Raw genomic sequence first — 17,165 nt, 5'->3', positions numbered from 1 at the left:
ATTTTAGTTTGCCGATTTTTTATCTTCTCCTACCCTTAAAAAAGTCTTCTTCATAAGGGCTGCAAGTTCGAGTTTTGTAATGGTTTCGCAGTATGTGGATTTGATCTTTCCAGACGTTAAGGTTTTTGGTTTGGCTAAGAAATTTATTCGATCCCAATCATCGAACCAGTCACCGATACTAGCATCTTGATGGCTGACTTCCTGCCAGACGTTCTGTAATCTTGGGCTATACAATAATGGAGCTCCTGGCTTCAACTTGCACTGGTAGGTTTTTAAACGTAACGGGTAAGCGGAAGTATCTCTAGTATGATGAAACAAGTGCGGCCAATAATCCATACGAGATCCAGTATGAGGATGTTGGGAGGTCCAGGATAATACCTGTTTTAGTCTTCTTTTGTCTTTGAATAAAAGGTGGTACAACCGTTTGCCCAGCTCAATTCGTTTATGGATGGAAGCGAAATGATGGACGGTTTCTCCCATTAACATGATTTCAGTACCTTTTTGATATGGAAATAGAATATGATTTAAACTTAATAGCTCTTGAAGCTTAAATTCAATCGTCCCTAGCACGTTTTTCTGAGCTTGTTGAGAGTCTACCAATCTATGTTCTATATAATGTTGCTCATTTGTAATTAAAGCGTAGGTTAGTAACGTTTTGGATTGATGGTTCCAATAGTAATGCCAATTTGTTTCCATGAAGGACGAAATGTTCATAACTGGCAAAAGATGAAATAATGGTTTTTGTTGCTTTTGACTTTCTTCATACAGCAGTAATTGAGGGTAGGCATCTTGAAAAATTAACCAATTACCTCTCTCTAGGAACATAAAAAAGTCGATTTGTTCCTGTTCGGATAGTAAGTGAGGTAGGCATTCACCCTTTAAGTCAGTCATATTCCAACCCGAATTTCTAGATACTAAATGAGCTAACAAAGCCCATTCAATCTCTGGATACTCTTGATAAAAATTCAGATATGCTTCTGTCCGAGTTACATTGTCTTTATTGTATTGATGGGTTTTATGTGTAATACGATTGATAATCGCTTGCTCTTCCGTTGATAGAGATGATGGAGGGGTAGGGATGACGTTTTCTTTTACATTCTTCCCCTTCATTTCTTCCTTCATCTCCTGAATCATTTGGTAGTGTTGCTTTTTTTGTTTGAACGAAATGGCGCTCACTTCCCTCCTGCGGTAAAGAGGCATTGTTTGTAGATTGTATGATGTCCGAGGATAAAACATGAAGGTAGTTCTTTTTTGCTTTCAAGATGAAGTGTGAAACTTAACCTAATAAGTCATCCACATTATGCCTCTTTTCCTGAAAAAACTTTTCTGTCACAAAATACTGAATCACTCCCCTATATAAAAGGGCGCGTTGTCATTTGTTGTACATTCATCCTAGTAAACAACCCTGAAATTACAAAAATATGATATGGTAATGCATAGGAAATTTCATAGGTAAGAGAAGTTTATATACAGTTAGGGGACGTTTACATGGACAGCTTTAATAGTCAGTTTTTATATTCCGTTTTAATCATCGCACTTGGATACATCTTAAAACGAACCAATTTAATTAAAGAGCAAGATGGGGAAGGTTTAGCCAGGATTATCTTTAATCTGACGCTGCCATCGTTATTAATCGTCACCTTTCATGATATTGAAATCGATTCCTCCTTAATCCTATTAATTGTAATAGCAATTGTTTATGGATTAATTCAAGCGGCGTTGGGTTTATTTCTTTTTAAAAACGAAGAAAAGCGGACAAAAGGCATGCTATCGATGATGGCACCTGGTTTTAATATAGGACTGTTTGCCTTTCCGCTCGTTGAGGCCATTTGGGGGAAAGAAGGATTAAAGTACTTTGGAATGTTTGATTTTGGAAATGCGCTGATTGTATTTGGTGTTATTTATGTGATTGGTAGCATTTATTCTGATGCAGGTGAGCGTAAAGATTTGAAGCATGTAGTAGGGAAAGTAACTAAATCTGTTCCACTAATTACATACGTGACAGTGTGTACGTTGAATTTTACAGGGGTTACTATTCCTTCTGTTATCCTCCAAGTTTCAGAAACAATATCTGTTGCTAATATGCCGTTATCTTTATTGCTTCTTGGAATCTATTTGAACTTCTCTTTTGCGAAAGGATCTAGTAGGCAGATTATTAAACTGCTATCACTAAGATACGTAGTTGGACTAGGAATCGGTATTTTGTTGTTTATGTTTTTGCCATTTGAGAGTATGTTCAAATATACAGTTCTCATCGCACTAATTCTTCCTATGTCAGCTTCTGTATTGCCTTATGCAGTTGAATTTGATTATGATCGTAAATTTGTTGGTACTGTCTCTAACATTACCATTATCGTAAGTTTCTTTCTTCTTTGGGGAGTTGGGACCTTACTAATATAAAGGCTCTGTTAAAGTTTGGTGTTGATTTTGGATTCAACTAATCTAAATAGTTTTATTCAAGATAAGAAGCATAATATGGAATAAGGGCTTTTGGTGCTTAGTGGTTGAATCGTTGGGAATTCACTCGCTTTCCGCGGACAATCGGTGAAGCCTCCTCGTTCGGCATTCGCCTCTCTGCGGGGTCTTCACACGATCGTTTTTTCGCAGGAGTCTCGCAAATTCCCAACGATTCAACGCTATGTATTGTAGTACTTATCTAGGAAGGTATTTGCCTTTTAATTGGATTAAGGGGAAAGCTTCAACACTATTAACGCATATATTCAGGGTGGTAAGACATGCTAAAACCCATTTGATATCAAGGAGTTTAGGACAATCTGTTAACATCATTATACTCAACCTAGCACTAACTACGTTGGATCCGTTATCACTCATACCGATGGGCGGAGGGAAATGGTGAGACTCCTGCGGAAGAAGGGGCAATGCGAGACCCCACAGAGAGGCGTAGCCGAACGAGGAGGCTTGCATGTTCCTCCGCGGAAAGCGAACCATTTCACCGCAGCCCCTTCCTCATAAAAGTAACGGGTCCAGCTTCATAAGTTATTATTTAAGATTATGGTGCTTATATGGAAGAACATAAAACTGTTTCATTCTTATATCAACAATAAACTGTAACACAGCCAATATAAAAAAGCAGTTACTAGGCATTTTTACCTAGTAACTGCTTTTTTTATAGATCATCATTACAAATTGGTACTTGGAATTAGCGAGGCGTTTGCACATTTCTTCATTTTTTACATGTACTATATTGACATCTCTTATGAAATGCTTTAAAGTTACGAGTATTCAAAAAATTATAATTAAACACGTATAGAACCTATTGCTTTTATCATATAGTTGAAAGAATACTAAAGATGAAAAGGCGATTTTTTTTACCCGTAAAACCTACAATCCCGATAAATAAACTAGGGATATAGGTGAGCCTTTTATTTTTACCATGTAGAACATACCTCTTATCAGGAGTGACGGAGGGAACTGGCCCGCAGATGTCCGGCAACCTGCTTGTGGAAGCAAGGTGCTAATTCCAGCAAAATGACCATCATTTTGGAAGATAAGGCAACGTTGAATGTTAATCTGCCTTTCCAAAATGGGGAGGCAGATTTATTTGTGTAGAGGATTATTTTTATCATGATCAATCGAAGGAGGTTGATGGAATGACAACAACAGTTACGCATGAAAATTGGGAGAGTAGTGAGAAGCCTGTTTTCGATATTATGACTCCCACAAAGGGAGCGCAAGAGGTGTTGGAATGGTCTTATCATCATTACGGTGATGATATCGTATATGCTTGTAGCTTTGGTGTAGAAGGAATGGTCATGATTGATTTGATTGCCAGAGTGAAGCCGACTGCAAGAATCATTTTCTTAGATACAGAAATCCACTTCAAAGAGACATATGAACTGATTGATCGAGTGAAAGAGCGTTATCCTGAACTACAAATCAAAATGGTGAAACCTCACCTTACACTTGATGAACAGGCAGAAGAACATGGAGATGCTTTGTGGGAAAGAAATCCGAATAAGTGCTGTAACATAAGGAAAATCATCCCATTGGAGAAGGAGTTATCTCAAGAGGAAGCATGGATTTCTGGTTTGCGGAGAGAGCAGTCTCCTTCTAGAGCATCTACGGATTTTCTAAATAAAGATGACAAATTTAAAGCCGTTAAAGTTTGTCCGTTAATTCATTGGACGTGGCAGGATATCTGGAATTATGTGCGCAAAGAGGATCTGCCATATAATCCACTTCATGAGCAAGGATATCCAAGTATAGGCTGTTCTGTATGTACGGCTAAAGTAACCGATTCTGGTGACTCACGAGCTGGGAGGTGGGCAAATACAGACAAAACGGAATGTGGTCTTCATTCCGATTCTTAGAGTAATAGATAAGGAGATTATCCATGACAGTATTGGCGATTGCGGTAGCACTGTTTTTTGCAATGAACATAGGGGCAAGCGGCGCAGCAGCAGCAATGGGGACCACATTTGGTTCTGGTGCCATTGAGAAAAAAAGAATGGCGCTAATTCTTTGTAGTGTCGGTGTATTATTGGGAGCTTCTTTTGGTGGTCAGGAAGTTGCAGAAACAATCGGAAGTGGCGTTATTCCTTCTTCCATTATCAATTTGAAAGTTGTTTTGATTATTCTTTTTTCAGCCACCATGTCCCTATTTATCGCCAATATGCTAGGCATACCATTATCGACTAGTGAAGTAACAGTCGGAGCTGTCATTGGAGTCGGTATTGCCAGTCAAATTCTATTCGTTGAAAAACTGCTCTTCCTGTTATTGATTTGGATTTTGGTCCCAATCTGTGCTTTCTTGTTAGCTCTTTTTGCTGCAAAAGGTATAAAGCTTCTGGAGAACCATTCTTCTGCCATTCATCAGCCCAATTGGCAAAAACGATTCACGTACCTCCTGATTGGGGCAGGTTTTCTGGAAGCCGTGGCAGCGGGGATGAATAACGTCGGAAACGCGGTAGGCCCACTCATTGGTGCAGGGGTGCTTTCCATGAATACAGGTACTGTTATTGGTGGTGTTTTTGTAGCACTTGGTGTGTTGTTGTTTGGGGGAAAGGTACTGGAAACAAACGGCAAACGAATCACACGTTTTTCCTTGATAGAAGGATGTTCCATCACAAGTATTGGTGCTGGACTTGTTATAGCGGCATCTATTTTAGGAATTCCTGTTCCGCTAACACAAATTACGACATCCGCCATTATGGGAGTAGGAGCAGGAAAGAGTGGTCAGATCCTTTTCAAGAAACGTATTATCAAGAGAATGTTAATGGTGTGGGCTGTGTCCCCTGTATTCTCCTTAGTCTTTTCTTACGGATTAGTAAAATTGTTTTTAGAAAGTGATATGTATTCCCTTGTAGCCATTGGAAGCATGTTCTTGGCCACAGTAGGGTCGCTGTACCTCATTAAAACAGTACGAGAAGAAAAAGCAATGATTAATGAACAAGGTAGTGGCATCTAACTAATTATTGGAGGGTTACAAATGACAAAGAGCGTACCGCATGGAGGAACATTAATTAATCGATGGGATGCAGACTTTTCTTATTCCCATATCCAAACAGAGGTTGAACTTGATGCGATTGCATTAAGTGATTTGGAGCTTATTGGTATTGGTGGGTATAGCCCATTAACTGGCTTTCTAGAAGAAGCAGACTATCAATCTGTGGTGGAGAATATGAAGTTAGAGAATGGGCTTCCTTGGAGTATCCCGATTACACTTCCGGTTACAGAAGAGAAGGCAAATACGTTGAGCACTGGAGATGAAATCCGTCTTGTCTATCAAGGGGATGTCTATGGTGTGCTGACCGTGAATTCTATCTTTTCACCGGATAAGTCGAAAGAAGCACAATATGTGTATCAAACAACAGACGCTGCCCACCCTGGTGTGAAAAAGGTGTATGACCGTCCTGATTATTATGTTGGTGGTCCGATTACGTTAATCAAACGAACACCGAAGGGGCGTTTTACGCAATATTATAAAGACCCTGTCGAGACGAGGAATTACTTCACGAAACAGGGGTGGGAGAACATCGTTGGATTCCAAACAAGAAATCCTGTCCATCGTGCCCATGAATACATTCAAAAGACCGCACTTGAAATCGTCGATGGTCTATTTTTAAATCCATTGGTAGGCGAAACGAAGTCTGATGATATCCCTGCTGATGTTCGGATGGAAAGTTATGAAGTCATCCTGGAAAACTATTATCCTAAAGATCGAGTGTTCTTAAGTGCCTTCCCTGCAGCGATGCGTTATGCAGGTCCAAGAGAAGCTGTCTTCCATGCATTGGTGCGTAAGAACTTTGGCTGCACCCACTTCATAGTTGGGCGAGATCATGCAGGTGTAGGCGATTATTACGGAACCTATGACGCGCAAAAAATATTCTCAAACTTTACAGAAGAAGAATTAGGTATTAAGACGTTGTTCTTTGAACATAGCTTCTATTGCAAAAAGTGTGATGGAATGGCCTCTAACAAAACATGCCCACACGATAAAGAGCATCATATGATTCTGTCCGGTACAAAAGTGAGAGAGAAGCTACAGCGTGGTGAAAAATTACCTTCAGAGTTCAGTAGACCAGAGGTAGTCGAAACATTAATCAAAGGGATGAAACAGGATACGGTCCAAACAGGAGGAAAAGAGTAATGAGCGAACAACGAAATTTAACTTGGCATGCATCTACTATCACGAAAGATCTCCGTCATCGGAAAAATGGACATAAAAGTGCCATCCTTTGGTTTACAGGCCTTTCTGGGGCAGGTAAATCCTCTATTGCTAATGCTGTTTCTTTAAAGCTATTTGATGAATCTATTCAACATTTTGTCCTCGATGGTGACAATGTACGCCATGGCTTGAATAAGGATCTTGGCTTCAGTGAAGAGGATCGCAAAGAAAACATTAGAAGAATAGGTGAAGTAGCCAAACTATTTATTGATAGTGGTCAATTTGCCATTACAGCCTTTATCTCTCCTTTTCAAGAAGATCGAAATGCGGTGCGTGAGCTTGTTGGAGAAGATGAATTCATCGAGATTCATGTGAAATGCTCGTTAGCTGAATGCGAAAAGCGTGATCCAAAAGGACTTTATAAGAAAGTGAAACAAGGGGAAATCAAAAACTTCACTGGTATTGATTCTCCTTATGAAGCACCGGAATCACCTGAGATTGTAGTAGATGCGGAGAACGACTCCGTGGAAGCATGCAGTGACCAAATTATTGCATATTTACATGACCAGCAATATATCTAATAAGTAAAAGCAAATCATAAAGGGGGCCATTAGATGGGGAAGGTATATCTTGTAGGTGCTGGACCTGGGGATGCAGATCTTATTACCGTGAAGGGACTAAAATGCATTCAGCAGGCAGATGTTATTTTATACGATCGCCTTATTAATACAGAGTTATTGGAACATGCCAAAGAAGATGTGGAGCTAATCTATTGTGGGAAGCTTCCGAATCATCATGCATTACAACAAGATACGATTAATCACTTCCTGGTGAAGCATGCTCGTAAAGGTAAGGTGGTTACGAGATTAAAAGGAGGCGACCCATTTGTTTATGGACGTGGCGGCGAAGAAGCGGAAGCCCTAGCCAAAAACGGTGTTACTTTTGAAGTCGTTCCTGGCATTACATCTGGAATCGCAGCACCTGCTTACGCTGGTATCCCAGTAACCCATCGTGAACTTGGCTCTACATTTGCATTTGTTACCGGTCATCAGAAAGAAGGAGAGGACGAAGAGCTGCGCTGGGAAAGTTTGGCGAAAGGAATTGATACGTTAGCCATTTATATGGGAGTAAAGAATCTTCCTTATATCGTTGAAAAACTAACCAAGTACGGACGTAGCTTTTCAACCCCTGTAGCGCTCATTCATTGGGGTACCACCCACGAGCAAAAGGTGACGACAGGAACTTTAGCCACCATTGCTGAAGATGCAAAACGAGACGAAGTCAAAAATCCAAGTATGATTATTGTTGGAGAAGTTGTAAGATTCCGTGATAGCATTAGCTGGTATGAGAAGCTACTAGAGGAGCAGGATGAACAAGCGATAGTGGCAAATGTAAACTAAGGAGAGGTTGGCAATGCAAGCTGTACTTTATGTGTGCCACGGAAGTCGAGTGGCAGAGGGAAGACGACAAGCTGTATCCTTCATTGAGCAGTGCATGGAAACCGTTGATGAACCAATACAAGAGGTATGCTTTTTGGAGCTAGCTCATCCTACGATTGAAGAAGGGGTACAAACGTGTATCAATAAAGGCGCGACAAAGGTTGCGGTAATACCGATACTATTACTTTCTGCTAATCACGCCAAGCACGATATTCCAGAGGAGCTTGAGCCTATAAAGCAGTCTAACCCTTCGATACAATTTCAGTATGGCGCACCATTTGGTGTACATGAGCGCATTGTTGATATTTTACTAGAACGTATCCATGAGCAGGATAGTGAGCTTAGTGAAGAGGATATGATTCTACTTGTAGGTAGGGGTAGTAGTGATGAAGCGGTTAAGGAAAACTTTCGAGAGATTGAATCCTATGTGAAAGAAAAGACCAAGATACATAAGGTGGAAACCTGCTACCTTGCTGCGGCTCATCCTACCTTTGCAGAAGGGCTAGAACAAGCTAAAGCTTCAGAGGCTAAACGTGTATTTGTTGTTCCTTATTTGCTATTCACGGGGGTTCTCATGCAAGAAATGACAGAAGCGATAGAAAAGCTATCCTCTCCACAGCCTTTTATCCTATGTAACTACCTTGGCTATCACCCCAACCTTCGTGAAGTTTTACGAGATCGGGTGTACGAGGCGATAAGTACATGAGTTCCTATCCAGTTATGTTGAATCTTACGAACAAAAAAGTTCTCGTTGTAGGTGGTGGAGCCATTGCCTATAGAAAGATTGCTGGCTTACAAGATACAGGCGCGAGGATTCAGGTTGTTGCCTCGACAGTGGATTCAGACATTGAAGCGCTGGAACGTGTAGATGCTATTAGCGTTGAACGAAAGACTTTTGAGCCGAGTGATTTGGAGGGGGCTTTTTTGGTGATTGCGGCGACAGACAGCAAGGAAGTCAATGATTGGATTAGCAAGGAAGCAGCAGATCATCAGTTAGTCAATCGAGCAGATGAATCTGCCGCTGGAAATACCATCATCCCTTCTAGTATCAAAAGAGGTAAACTGACGATCGCTGTTTCAACAGAAGGCGCAAGTCCAAAGCTTACCAAGCAGATTAAGCAAGAGCTCACACGAAAATATGACGAGTCATATGAAGCGTATGTTGACTTTTTACATGACGTCCGCCGTCATCTTCAACATTCCAATCTGAATCATGAAACGAAGCATCAACTCCTTGAGCAAGTTCTCGAGGATGAATATCGAACATCTCCCTCCAAGCGTCAACACTTCTTGTACCAACTCGAATTTGAGTATTTGCAGGATGAGTAAGTTGATTTTTAGTATCGGGAAAGGTGGAACCACTCTTTTGTAGAGTGGTTTTTTTATTGCTTAGGAAATTATAAAAATTCAATGCATGTGTATAACTAAAAAAGTGATGTGGCCACGTCCAGCTCCAGCTCCAGCGCCCAGCGACTAGCAAACTTCCTGCTCCTCCTTACGATAAGTCAACATCGAATCGCTACCGCTCTTCGTGTTTCCTTTATCTCATACGGAGCCGTCCAGTTTGTACGTCGCTAGCAGGGCGCTTGCGCTTTTGTTCTGTTTGTTTCTGGCACTGGAGCGAGGTTTCGAGGTATGGGCGAAGAAAGCTGACTTTTGAGCGAGATTTTGAAAATAGGAGCAAGAAAGGCAGAAATCGGAGCAACAATTTCATAATAGGAGCGAGAATGTAAAAACAGGAGCGACTTTTCAAATATTGGAGCGAACGCGCAAACCAGAGTAATTTATCCGAATCTAGAACCATCTGTAACCCGTTTATCAAGCCTTCCCTCTTTTGATATATATTACTTGCAAAAATAGTTAACCAGGTTTACTATTAATGGAGTGAATATATCGAGAAGGGAAGTTTATGATTGGATCAAGAGAAAATGAAGCTGATTTCTGAACTGGAAGTTACCATGCGAATGTTTATTAGAGATTTTCGGAAAGAAATGAATGAGCAGCTTGGTGAAGGATTTACCAATAGTGATGTTGCTTTTTTACGTATGATAAATGAATCAAGTAACGAGAATGTATCGACACTTGCATCTACGTTGAATGTTTCCAAAAGTCACGCTACGTCTGTTACAGATAGGCTCGTTGAGAAGGAACTTATTACACGTGAACGATCAACAAGTGATAGAAGAGTAGTGGTATTGGCTCTTACTGAGAAAGGCAGTGAGGTGCTTACGCATTTGGAGGGTATCCGAGAACAGTATATGCACCAACGTTTTGAACCATTATCAAAAGAGGATCTTACAGAGCTTATTCGCATTTATAAGCTGCTTTTGAATAAGGAGGAGAAGTAACGTGGAGCATCTGGAACATAGACAAAAAGTGACCATCATGATTGCCATCATGGCAGCGATGCTATTTGCAGCGTTGAATCAAACTATAGTTGGAACAGCGTTACCCGTCATTGTAGCGGATATTGGAGGAATGGACTATTTTAGCTGGGTCTTTACGATTTACATGTTAACGACAAGTCTTACAGCTATTCTAGTTGGTAAACTTTCCGATACGTATGGAAGAAAACCGTTTATTCTAGTCGGAATTGGCGTGTTTATTGTAGGAGCATTATTATGCGGAACATCTGTGAATATCTATCAATTAATTATCTACCGCGGCATTCAAGGCTTTGGAGGCGGTATGATTATGTCGACAGCCTTCACAGCTATCGGGGATTTATTCCCTCCACGCGAGCGCGGGCGTTGGCAAGGGCTGATGGCGTCGGTATTTGGACTCTCCAGTGTGTTTGGACCAACATTAGGTGGTTATATTGTTGATACGTTTAAGTGGAATTGGGTATTCTGGGTCTTCCTACCGTTTGGTATTGTTGCATTTATCATGATTTATAAAATGTTCCCGAACATCAAATCAAACGAAAAAACAACGGTTGATTACCTAGGAGCCATTATTTTAGCATCCACCATTACACCGTTGTTATTAGCCTTTTCATGGGCTGGGGAGACGTATGCATGGGATTCTGCAGTAATTATTGGCTTGTTTAGTTGGTCTGTAGTAGCGTTAAGTGTGTTTATTTTTGTGGAACAGAGAGCGAAAAATCCTATCATTCCGCTACACTTGTTTAAGAATAGTATCTTTTCAATCTCAAATGTTAGTGGCCTATTAATGGGGATGGGCATGTTTGGTGCTATTATGTATATGCCGTTCTTTATTCAAGGCGTTATGGGTATTTCAGCTACGAAATCAGGGTTTGTAATGATGTCGATGATGCTTAGTATGGTCATCACAAGTACAGTAGGTGGTCAACTCATTACGAAAACGGGTCGATATAAAATCTTCGCCATTGCTGGTTTACTCATTATGGGAATAGGGATGTTCTCGATGTCACAGATGACCGTGGAGACGACATTAGTTGGCGCGGTGCGTAACTTGATGATTGTCGGATTCGGTTTAGGATTGAGCTTCCCTGTCTTAACGTTAACCGTGCAAAACGCTGTTGATTATAAATATTTGGGTGTAGCTACATCGGCTTCGCAGTTCTTCCGGCAAGCGGGAGGAACGATTGGAGTATCGATCATGGGGGCTATTATGAATCGTATAATGGCTAATGAAATGCAAGACTTATCGATTTCATCTGGCCAAACCGCTCAGTTAGACAACATGAAGGCAATGGAAAATCCTCAAGTATTAATGGATCCAGATAAGATCAATCAGATTAAAGAAACCGTCCCTAGTGAAATGTTACCTGTATTTAACCAGGTCATTGATAAGGTGCAGGTTGTGTTAAGCACTGCATTAGGTGGGTCTTTCCTATTTGGGACGTTTATTTTAGGTGTAGCGTTTGTGCTTATATTATTCCTTAAGGAAATTCCTTTACGAATGACAAATAAAACAGATGAAGAATCGGCTAATGAGAATACTCAAGAAAGAAGTGTTCAAGAGTCTGAAGCTACTGTTTAATATACGAAAAACAAATGGTTTTTTCTATCTACCCAGATTTCAGCAAATAAACAAAGCAGCCCCACTGATGTACTACTACCTTCAGTGGGGCTTTTTAGTGTCTTATTTCAAGATGGCTTCTATAGCTTTTGCTACACCATGCTCTTCATTTGTAGCCGTAACCCAGTTTGCTTCTTCTTTCACAACATCTTGCGCATTGCCCATTGCTACACCATAGCCAGCCTCGTGAATCATCGCGATATCATTTAAGCTGTCTCCAATGGCCATCACGTTTTCCATGGAAAGGTCCAGCCACTTGGACACTTTTCGAAGTGCAGTAGCTTTATTAATTCCTATTGGGTTTACTTCGATATTGGTTAAGCTTGAGTTCGTTACTTCAAATGTACCTTTTTCTTTGATTTCATTCATAACGGTTTCGCGAAGTTCATCATCATGTATCTCAAAACCATATTTAATCCAGTCATACTCCTCTACTGCTTTTTCGAAAGGGAATTTACTACTGAATCGGCCTTGAACTGTTGAGGACCAGAAAGCTACATTGTGGCGATTGGTCAGTTCCCATAAGTGCTGAACATCTTCCATAGGAAGAATATTCCGTTCAACGAGGTTAAAATCCTGGTCGTATATTTCGCCACCATTGATGGTAACAAGGTAGGCAGATTCCCCAAGCGTCGTAATAATATCTTTACAGGTGGACAAGGCTCTACCTGTGCTGATGACGACATGAATGCCTTGTTCTTTCGCTTTATGAATGGCATTTTGATTTTCCTCTGAGATTTCATGATGTTTATTTAATAATGTACCATCCATATCTATGGCAATTAATTTAATATCTTTGTGCATGTGATTCTTGTCCTCCTTTTTGTCCAACAAATGACCACTCTTATTCTAATACAAAAATCTTAATACGGGTAGGGTTAAGAGCAAGAACATGTTTTATGTATTCTATTGTCCTTGAATCTTTTACACCTTTTCCATTCTCCAGTAGTATTAACATAAACGAATGGAAAATGGAGGGAGAAACCATGCCACACCAACAGAGAAAAGTTGCTGCAGTTCAATTCAATCCGAAATTAAACCGTCGAAATGCCAATATTAAGGAGTTAAAAGGGCTAGTTCGGGAGGCAGCGGAACATGGAGCGGATCTGATTGTAACGCCTGAGATGGCTACAACAGGGTATCACTATCTTGATCGTTCTGCTATATCTCCATATGTTGATACAATCCCTGGACTGACTACAGATCAGTTTAGTGAAATCGCTAAAGAATATCATACCTATATTGTCATTGGAATGGCTGAGGTGGATAGTGAAACAGGTCTCTACTATAATTCGGCAGCTTTAGTTGGTCCTGATGGATATATTGGGAAGTATCGAAAAATTCATCAATGGGTCGTCGAGAATTACTGGTCATGCTGGGGAGATATTGGTTGTCCCGTATTTGAAACAGAAATCGGTAATATAGCGATGATTATATGTCAGGACGCTACGTATTTGGAATCTGCTCGTCTTGCGGCAGTGAATGGAGCGGATATCTTATGCTTCCCGACCAACTCTTCAGGGGCTTCTATCTCGATGCTTCAACATTGGGCGGAAATGAATGGCCTATACATTGTGAGCGCGAATCGTTCTGATAAAGAAGAAGATTTTAATATGATAGGGGCCAGTGCTATTTGGGCACCTAGTGGTGAAAAGATTGCAGAAGCCCCGTTTACGAGTGAAGATACGGGAGATTCGCTCTCTATTCTCTATGGAACTATCGGTAAGAGTGACTATCACAATCCTGCTAAAAGTAGAATGCTGGAGCGTAGAATGGATGCGTATAAAGAGCTGATGCTATTTTTAGGTCCATGGGATTATACGAAAAATACACACTCTCGGTCTATTAAAGCAGCTACCATTCAATATGAACCTATCATTGGAGATAAACAAGCTAATCTTAGTAAGGTAAAAAAGCTGGTTAGAGAAAAAGTAGAGGATGACGTCAATTTAATCGTTTTGCCTGAGTTATCACTCCTTGGACCTGTTCAGACATCTAAAAAGCAAGACATTCAACCATTTGCAGAAACCGATGACGGACCTACCATACAGGAGATGAAGCAGCTAGCACGTGAGGTGAAATCCTATATCGTGTTTGGATTTGCTGAACAAGAGACGCCCCACTTTTATAATGCTGCCATTTTAATTAGTCCAGATGGAGAAGTCATCGGCAAACATCGTAAGATTCATTTAAATGAACATGATGATAAGTGGGCTACGCCAGGTAATCGAATCTTTGTGACACCAGTGAATGGATTTGGACGTATCGGGATGATGATTGGATATGATGCTACGTTTCCAGAAGTCGCTTCTGTTTTAGCAGTAAAACGAGCGGATATGATTTGTATCCCAGCAAGTTGGAATGGCGAGCACGGAGTTGAGTTATCTATGAGCCAACAAATTTTCCCCCGCCCCTATCCAAAAGGAACTGTCTCTACATGGGATGCTGTCGCTAAAGGAGCGCAGGCTTATACAATTGTTGCGAATTTCATCGGTACCTCCTATGACTTTAAAGGACGCAGTGCTATCTATAACCTTGATCAAAATTATGTGCACGATCAAACGGTCATTGCTTCTGACAACCAAGAGGAAGTGTTAGTCAATCAATTCCAAACGATGAAGACGGACTGGTGGTTGGATCAGGAAAAATTAATTTTAACGAGGCGAACTTCCTATTATAAGCCGCTTGTTACGAAAGTCCCTCCCTTCTTATAGAGAGTGGGACAATCGTGCTGACAATATTTTCTCAAATTTTACAATGTTACACATAATTTACGGAAAATTAAAACATTTAAAGCGCTATCATGTTATTCTTACAACTGTATTCAAAATATGGGAGGGGAATTTCATTGCGAAAAAATAAGCTATCCTTGAAAGTATTGTCAATTGTTGCGGCAACATCAATGGTACTTAGCGGATTTACGGGAGTATCATCTGTAAGTGCAGATGATCATAAGGACAAAAAACATAAGGAGAACAAACAACATAAGATTGAAAATGTTATCTTTTTGATTGGTGACGGAATGGGACCTTCTTATACAACGGCATATCGTTACTTAAAAGATGACCCGTCTACGGAAATGATGGAGCCTACTGGTTTTGACCCATACTTAGTTGGAATGCAAAAAACAAATGCGGACGACCCTGAGGAGAATATAACAGACTCTGCAGCAGCAGCGACGTCGATGTCATCAGGCATTAAAACGTATAATGGTGCTGTTGCGGTTGATAATGATGAATCTGAAGTAGAGACAGTACTAGAGCAGGCGAAAGAAAACGGTAAATCTACGGGACTTGTAGCAACGTCCCATGTCAACCACGCGACACCTGCTTCCTATGGTACACACAATGTTAGTCGTGATAACTACAATGAAATAGCAGATGATTATTATGATGAAATGATTGATGGGGAGCATAAAGTCGATGTGCTCCTTGGAGGCGGAACGAACTATTTTGACCGTGAAGACCGTGATCTTACGGAAGAGTTCCAAGAGGACGGTTATAGCTATGTAACAACAAGTGAAGAGCTAGAAAACGACGACAATGAACAAGTACTTGGTTTATTCGCACCTGTGGGTCTTCCTAAAATGAAAGACCGTACAGAAGGAATTCCATCCCTAGAAGAAATGACAACAAGTGCAATTGAGCGCCTGAAAAAAGACGAAGACGGCTTCTTCCTTATGGTAGAAGGAAGTCAAATTGACTGGGCAGGCCACGGAAACGATATCGTAGGTGCAATGAGCGAAATGGAAGACTTTGAAAAAGCCTTTAATGCAGCGATTGAATTCGCGAAAAAGGACAAGCATACATTAGTTGTTGCTACTGCTGACCACTCAACAGGTGGCTTAAGTATCGGTCGTGGTGGGCCATACAAATTTAATCCGCAGGCAATCAAAGATGTGAAGCGAACTCCAGACTTCTTTGCTGAAAAGATTGAGAATGGCGCAAATGTAAAAGAAATCTTGAACGAATACACAGAATTTGAAATTACCGACGAAGAAGCCCAATCTGTAGAAGAAGCGAAAGATCAATTAGATGAGAATAGTTATGCCGTGTCCGATGCAGTTGCAGAAATCTTTAACGTTCGTGCTCGTGCAGGCTGGACAACTGGCGGCCACACAGGTGTAGACGTACAAGTATATGCATATGGACCAGGCAAAGAAATGTTCATGGGTATGACAGATAATACTGATCAAGCTAAGAGTATCTTCAAGGTGTTAGAAGATGACAAAGCACGTGATGATCATGATAAGGATGACCATGGCAAAGATGATGACGATCACGGTAAGAAAGACCATGTGAAATTCAAAGATTTTGATAAGGACGACTTTGGCTTTGAAGAAGTACAAGATCTAGTCATGAAGGACATCATTCATGGTTTCATGGACAATACATTCAAACCGCAAAATAAAATTACTGTACGCCAAGCGCAAATTCTACTAGAAAATTCTACAGATGAAGAAGTAGAAGTAGAAATGGAAGGCGACTTAACGTTTGGAAAATTAGCGGAACTATTCGTAGACACGCTAGACCTTGGCGAAACTGGTTCTTTTGAAGAGAATGTCGAGACAATGAAAGATGCTGGTATCTTCACAGAAGTGGAATATACAGCAAACGACAACGTACCTCGCGTGAAGTTCTCTATCTTCCTTCATAGAGCTTTGAGTAATTAATTTCATTAACCTGTAAGTTTAGCCTCAGACGATATTGTCTGAGGCTTTTTTAGTTTATGGCTATGTAAAAGATTGGTGTTGATTTTGGAATCAACTAATCTAAATAGTTTTATTCAAGATAAGAAGCATAATTTGGAAGACTTGGATTCGAGATAATTTGGGATGGAGGGATTTTTCCGTTGCTTTAGATGGAATAAAGGTGGCCTGGGAACAACTCGCGTCCTGCCGGCGAGCTGGCAAGCTACCTTCGGGAAGAACGCCCTCAGGGGATCTTGCCTACCTCTTTCTCCGGCGGGAGTCTCGTCGTTCCCAGGCCACCTTTGCTATTGTTGGGAAGAACGGAGATATGGATTGATTTAACGAGCAGGAATGCATAATACGTTATGACAAAGCTTAGCTTGGAATTATGACCTCTCTTTTC

The 17,165-nt window shown here is 40.7% G+C and carries 14 protein-coding genes and 1 riboswitch; of the genes, 12 read left to right on the top strand and 2 right to left on the bottom strand.

The window, feature by feature from the left end; translation table 11 throughout:
• Nucleotides 1-3 precede the first annotated feature (3 nt).
• On the bottom strand, nucleotides 4-1,176 hold the full coding sequence (locus tag N782_RS10640; RefSeq protein ID WP_237582643.1) for a DUF2515 family protein: 1,173 nt from the start codon (nucleotides 1,174-1,176) through the stop codon (nucleotides 4-6).
• Nucleotides 1,177-1,488: 312 nt separating this feature from the next.
• Here N782_RS10640 and N782_RS10635 point away from each other — a divergent pair, with 312 nt between their 5' ends.
• The 10 genes from N782_RS10635 to N782_RS10585 all read left to right on the top strand — a co-directional run bounded on the left by N782_RS10635 (nucleotide 1,489) and on the right by N782_RS10585 (nucleotide 12,033).
• Nucleotides 1,489-2,400, top strand: a complete 912-nt coding sequence (locus N782_RS10635) for an AEC family transporter (protein WP_036819393.1) — start codon at nucleotides 1,489-1,491, stop codon at nucleotides 2,398-2,400.
• Between the two features lie 1,007 nt (nucleotides 2,401-3,407).
• A riboswitch (SAM riboswitch) is annotated at nucleotides 3,408-3,515 on the top strand.
• Nucleotides 3,516-3,611: 96 nt separating this feature from the next.
• Nucleotides 3,612-4,331, top strand: a complete 720-nt coding sequence (locus tag N782_RS10625; RefSeq protein WP_036819390.1) for a phosphoadenylyl-sulfate reductase — start codon at nucleotides 3,612-3,614, stop codon at nucleotides 4,329-4,331.
• A gap of 23 nt (nucleotides 4,332-4,354) precedes the next feature.
• Complete coding sequence (locus N782_RS10620) at nucleotides 4,355-5,428, top strand: inorganic phosphate transporter (RefSeq protein ID WP_036819388.1); 1,074 nt, start codon at nucleotides 4,355-4,357, stop codon at nucleotides 5,426-5,428.
• A gap of 21 nt (nucleotides 5,429-5,449) precedes the next feature.
• Nucleotides 5,450-6,610 carry a sulfate adenylyltransferase gene (sat, locus tag N782_RS10615; protein WP_036819386.1) on the top strand — a complete coding sequence of 387 codons (1,161 nt, stop codon included), beginning with the start codon at nucleotides 5,450-5,452 and terminating at the stop codon, nucleotides 6,608-6,610.
• Nucleotides 6,610-7,209, top strand: a complete 600-nt coding sequence (gene cysC / locus N782_RS10610) for an adenylyl-sulfate kinase (RefSeq protein ID WP_036819385.1) — start codon at nucleotides 6,610-6,612, stop codon at nucleotides 7,207-7,209. The genes sat and cysC overlap by 1 nt, the downstream gene beginning before the upstream one ends.
• 33 nt (nucleotides 7,210-7,242) lie before the next feature.
• Nucleotides 7,243-8,028 carry a uroporphyrinogen-III C-methyltransferase gene (gene cobA / locus N782_RS10605; RefSeq protein ID WP_036819383.1) on the top strand — a complete coding sequence of 262 codons (786 nt, stop codon included), beginning with the start codon at nucleotides 7,243-7,245 and terminating at the stop codon, nucleotides 8,026-8,028.
• Between the two features lie 13 nt (nucleotides 8,029-8,041).
• The gene (locus N782_RS10600) at nucleotides 8,042-8,773 is read left to right on the top strand and encodes a sirohydrochlorin chelatase (RefSeq protein WP_036819381.1); all 732 of its coding nucleotides are present in this window, start codon (nucleotides 8,042-8,044) and stop codon (nucleotides 8,771-8,773) included.
• Nucleotides 8,770-9,396 (top strand): NAD(P)-binding protein, encoded by a 627-nt coding sequence (locus N782_RS10595; protein WP_036819379.1) that lies wholly within the window; start codon nucleotides 8,770-8,772, stop codon nucleotides 9,394-9,396. Before N782_RS10600 ends, N782_RS10595 begins: the two co-directional genes overlap by 4 nt.
• Nucleotides 9,397-9,980: 584 nt before the next feature.
• Nucleotides 9,981-10,415 carry a MarR family winged helix-turn-helix transcriptional regulator gene (locus N782_RS10590; RefSeq protein WP_052111295.1) on the top strand — a complete coding sequence of 145 codons (435 nt, stop codon included), beginning with the start codon at nucleotides 9,981-9,983 and terminating at the stop codon, nucleotides 10,413-10,415.
• Between the two features lies 1 nt (nucleotide 10,416).
• Nucleotides 10,417-12,033, top strand: coding sequence for an MDR family MFS transporter (locus N782_RS10585; protein WP_036819371.1), 1,617 nt, complete (start codon nucleotides 10,417-10,419; stop codon nucleotides 12,031-12,033).
• A 102-nt stretch (nucleotides 12,034-12,135) separates the two neighbouring features.
• Here N782_RS10585 and N782_RS10580 read toward each other — a convergent pair whose 3' ends face one another.
• Entirely contained in the window at nucleotides 12,136-12,876 is a 741-nt protein-coding gene (locus N782_RS10580; RefSeq protein WP_036819369.1) for a Cof-type HAD-IIB family hydrolase, read from the bottom strand.
• A gap of 182 nt (nucleotides 12,877-13,058) precedes the next feature.
• Between N782_RS10580 and N782_RS10575 the strand changes: the two genes are divergently transcribed.
• Complete coding sequence (locus N782_RS10575) at nucleotides 13,059-14,786, top strand: nitrilase-related carbon-nitrogen hydrolase (RefSeq protein ID WP_036819367.1); 1,728 nt, start codon at nucleotides 13,059-13,061, stop codon at nucleotides 14,784-14,786.
• Between the two features lie 134 nt (nucleotides 14,787-14,920).
• Nucleotides 14,921-16,744 (top strand): alkaline phosphatase, encoded by a 1,824-nt coding sequence (locus N782_RS10570; protein ID WP_084103056.1) that lies wholly within the window; start codon nucleotides 14,921-14,923, stop codon nucleotides 16,742-16,744.
• Nucleotides 16,745-17,165: the final 421 nt, after the last annotated feature.

The sequence above is a fragment of the Pontibacillus yanchengensis Y32 genome (assembly GCF_000770635.1).
In the GTDB taxonomy this organism is placed as follows: domain Bacteria; phylum Bacillota; class Bacilli; order Bacillales; family BH030062; genus Pontibacillus; species Pontibacillus yanchengensis.
Note: the sequence above shows the minus strand (reverse complement) of the source record. Positions and strands in the feature narration are given on the sequence as shown.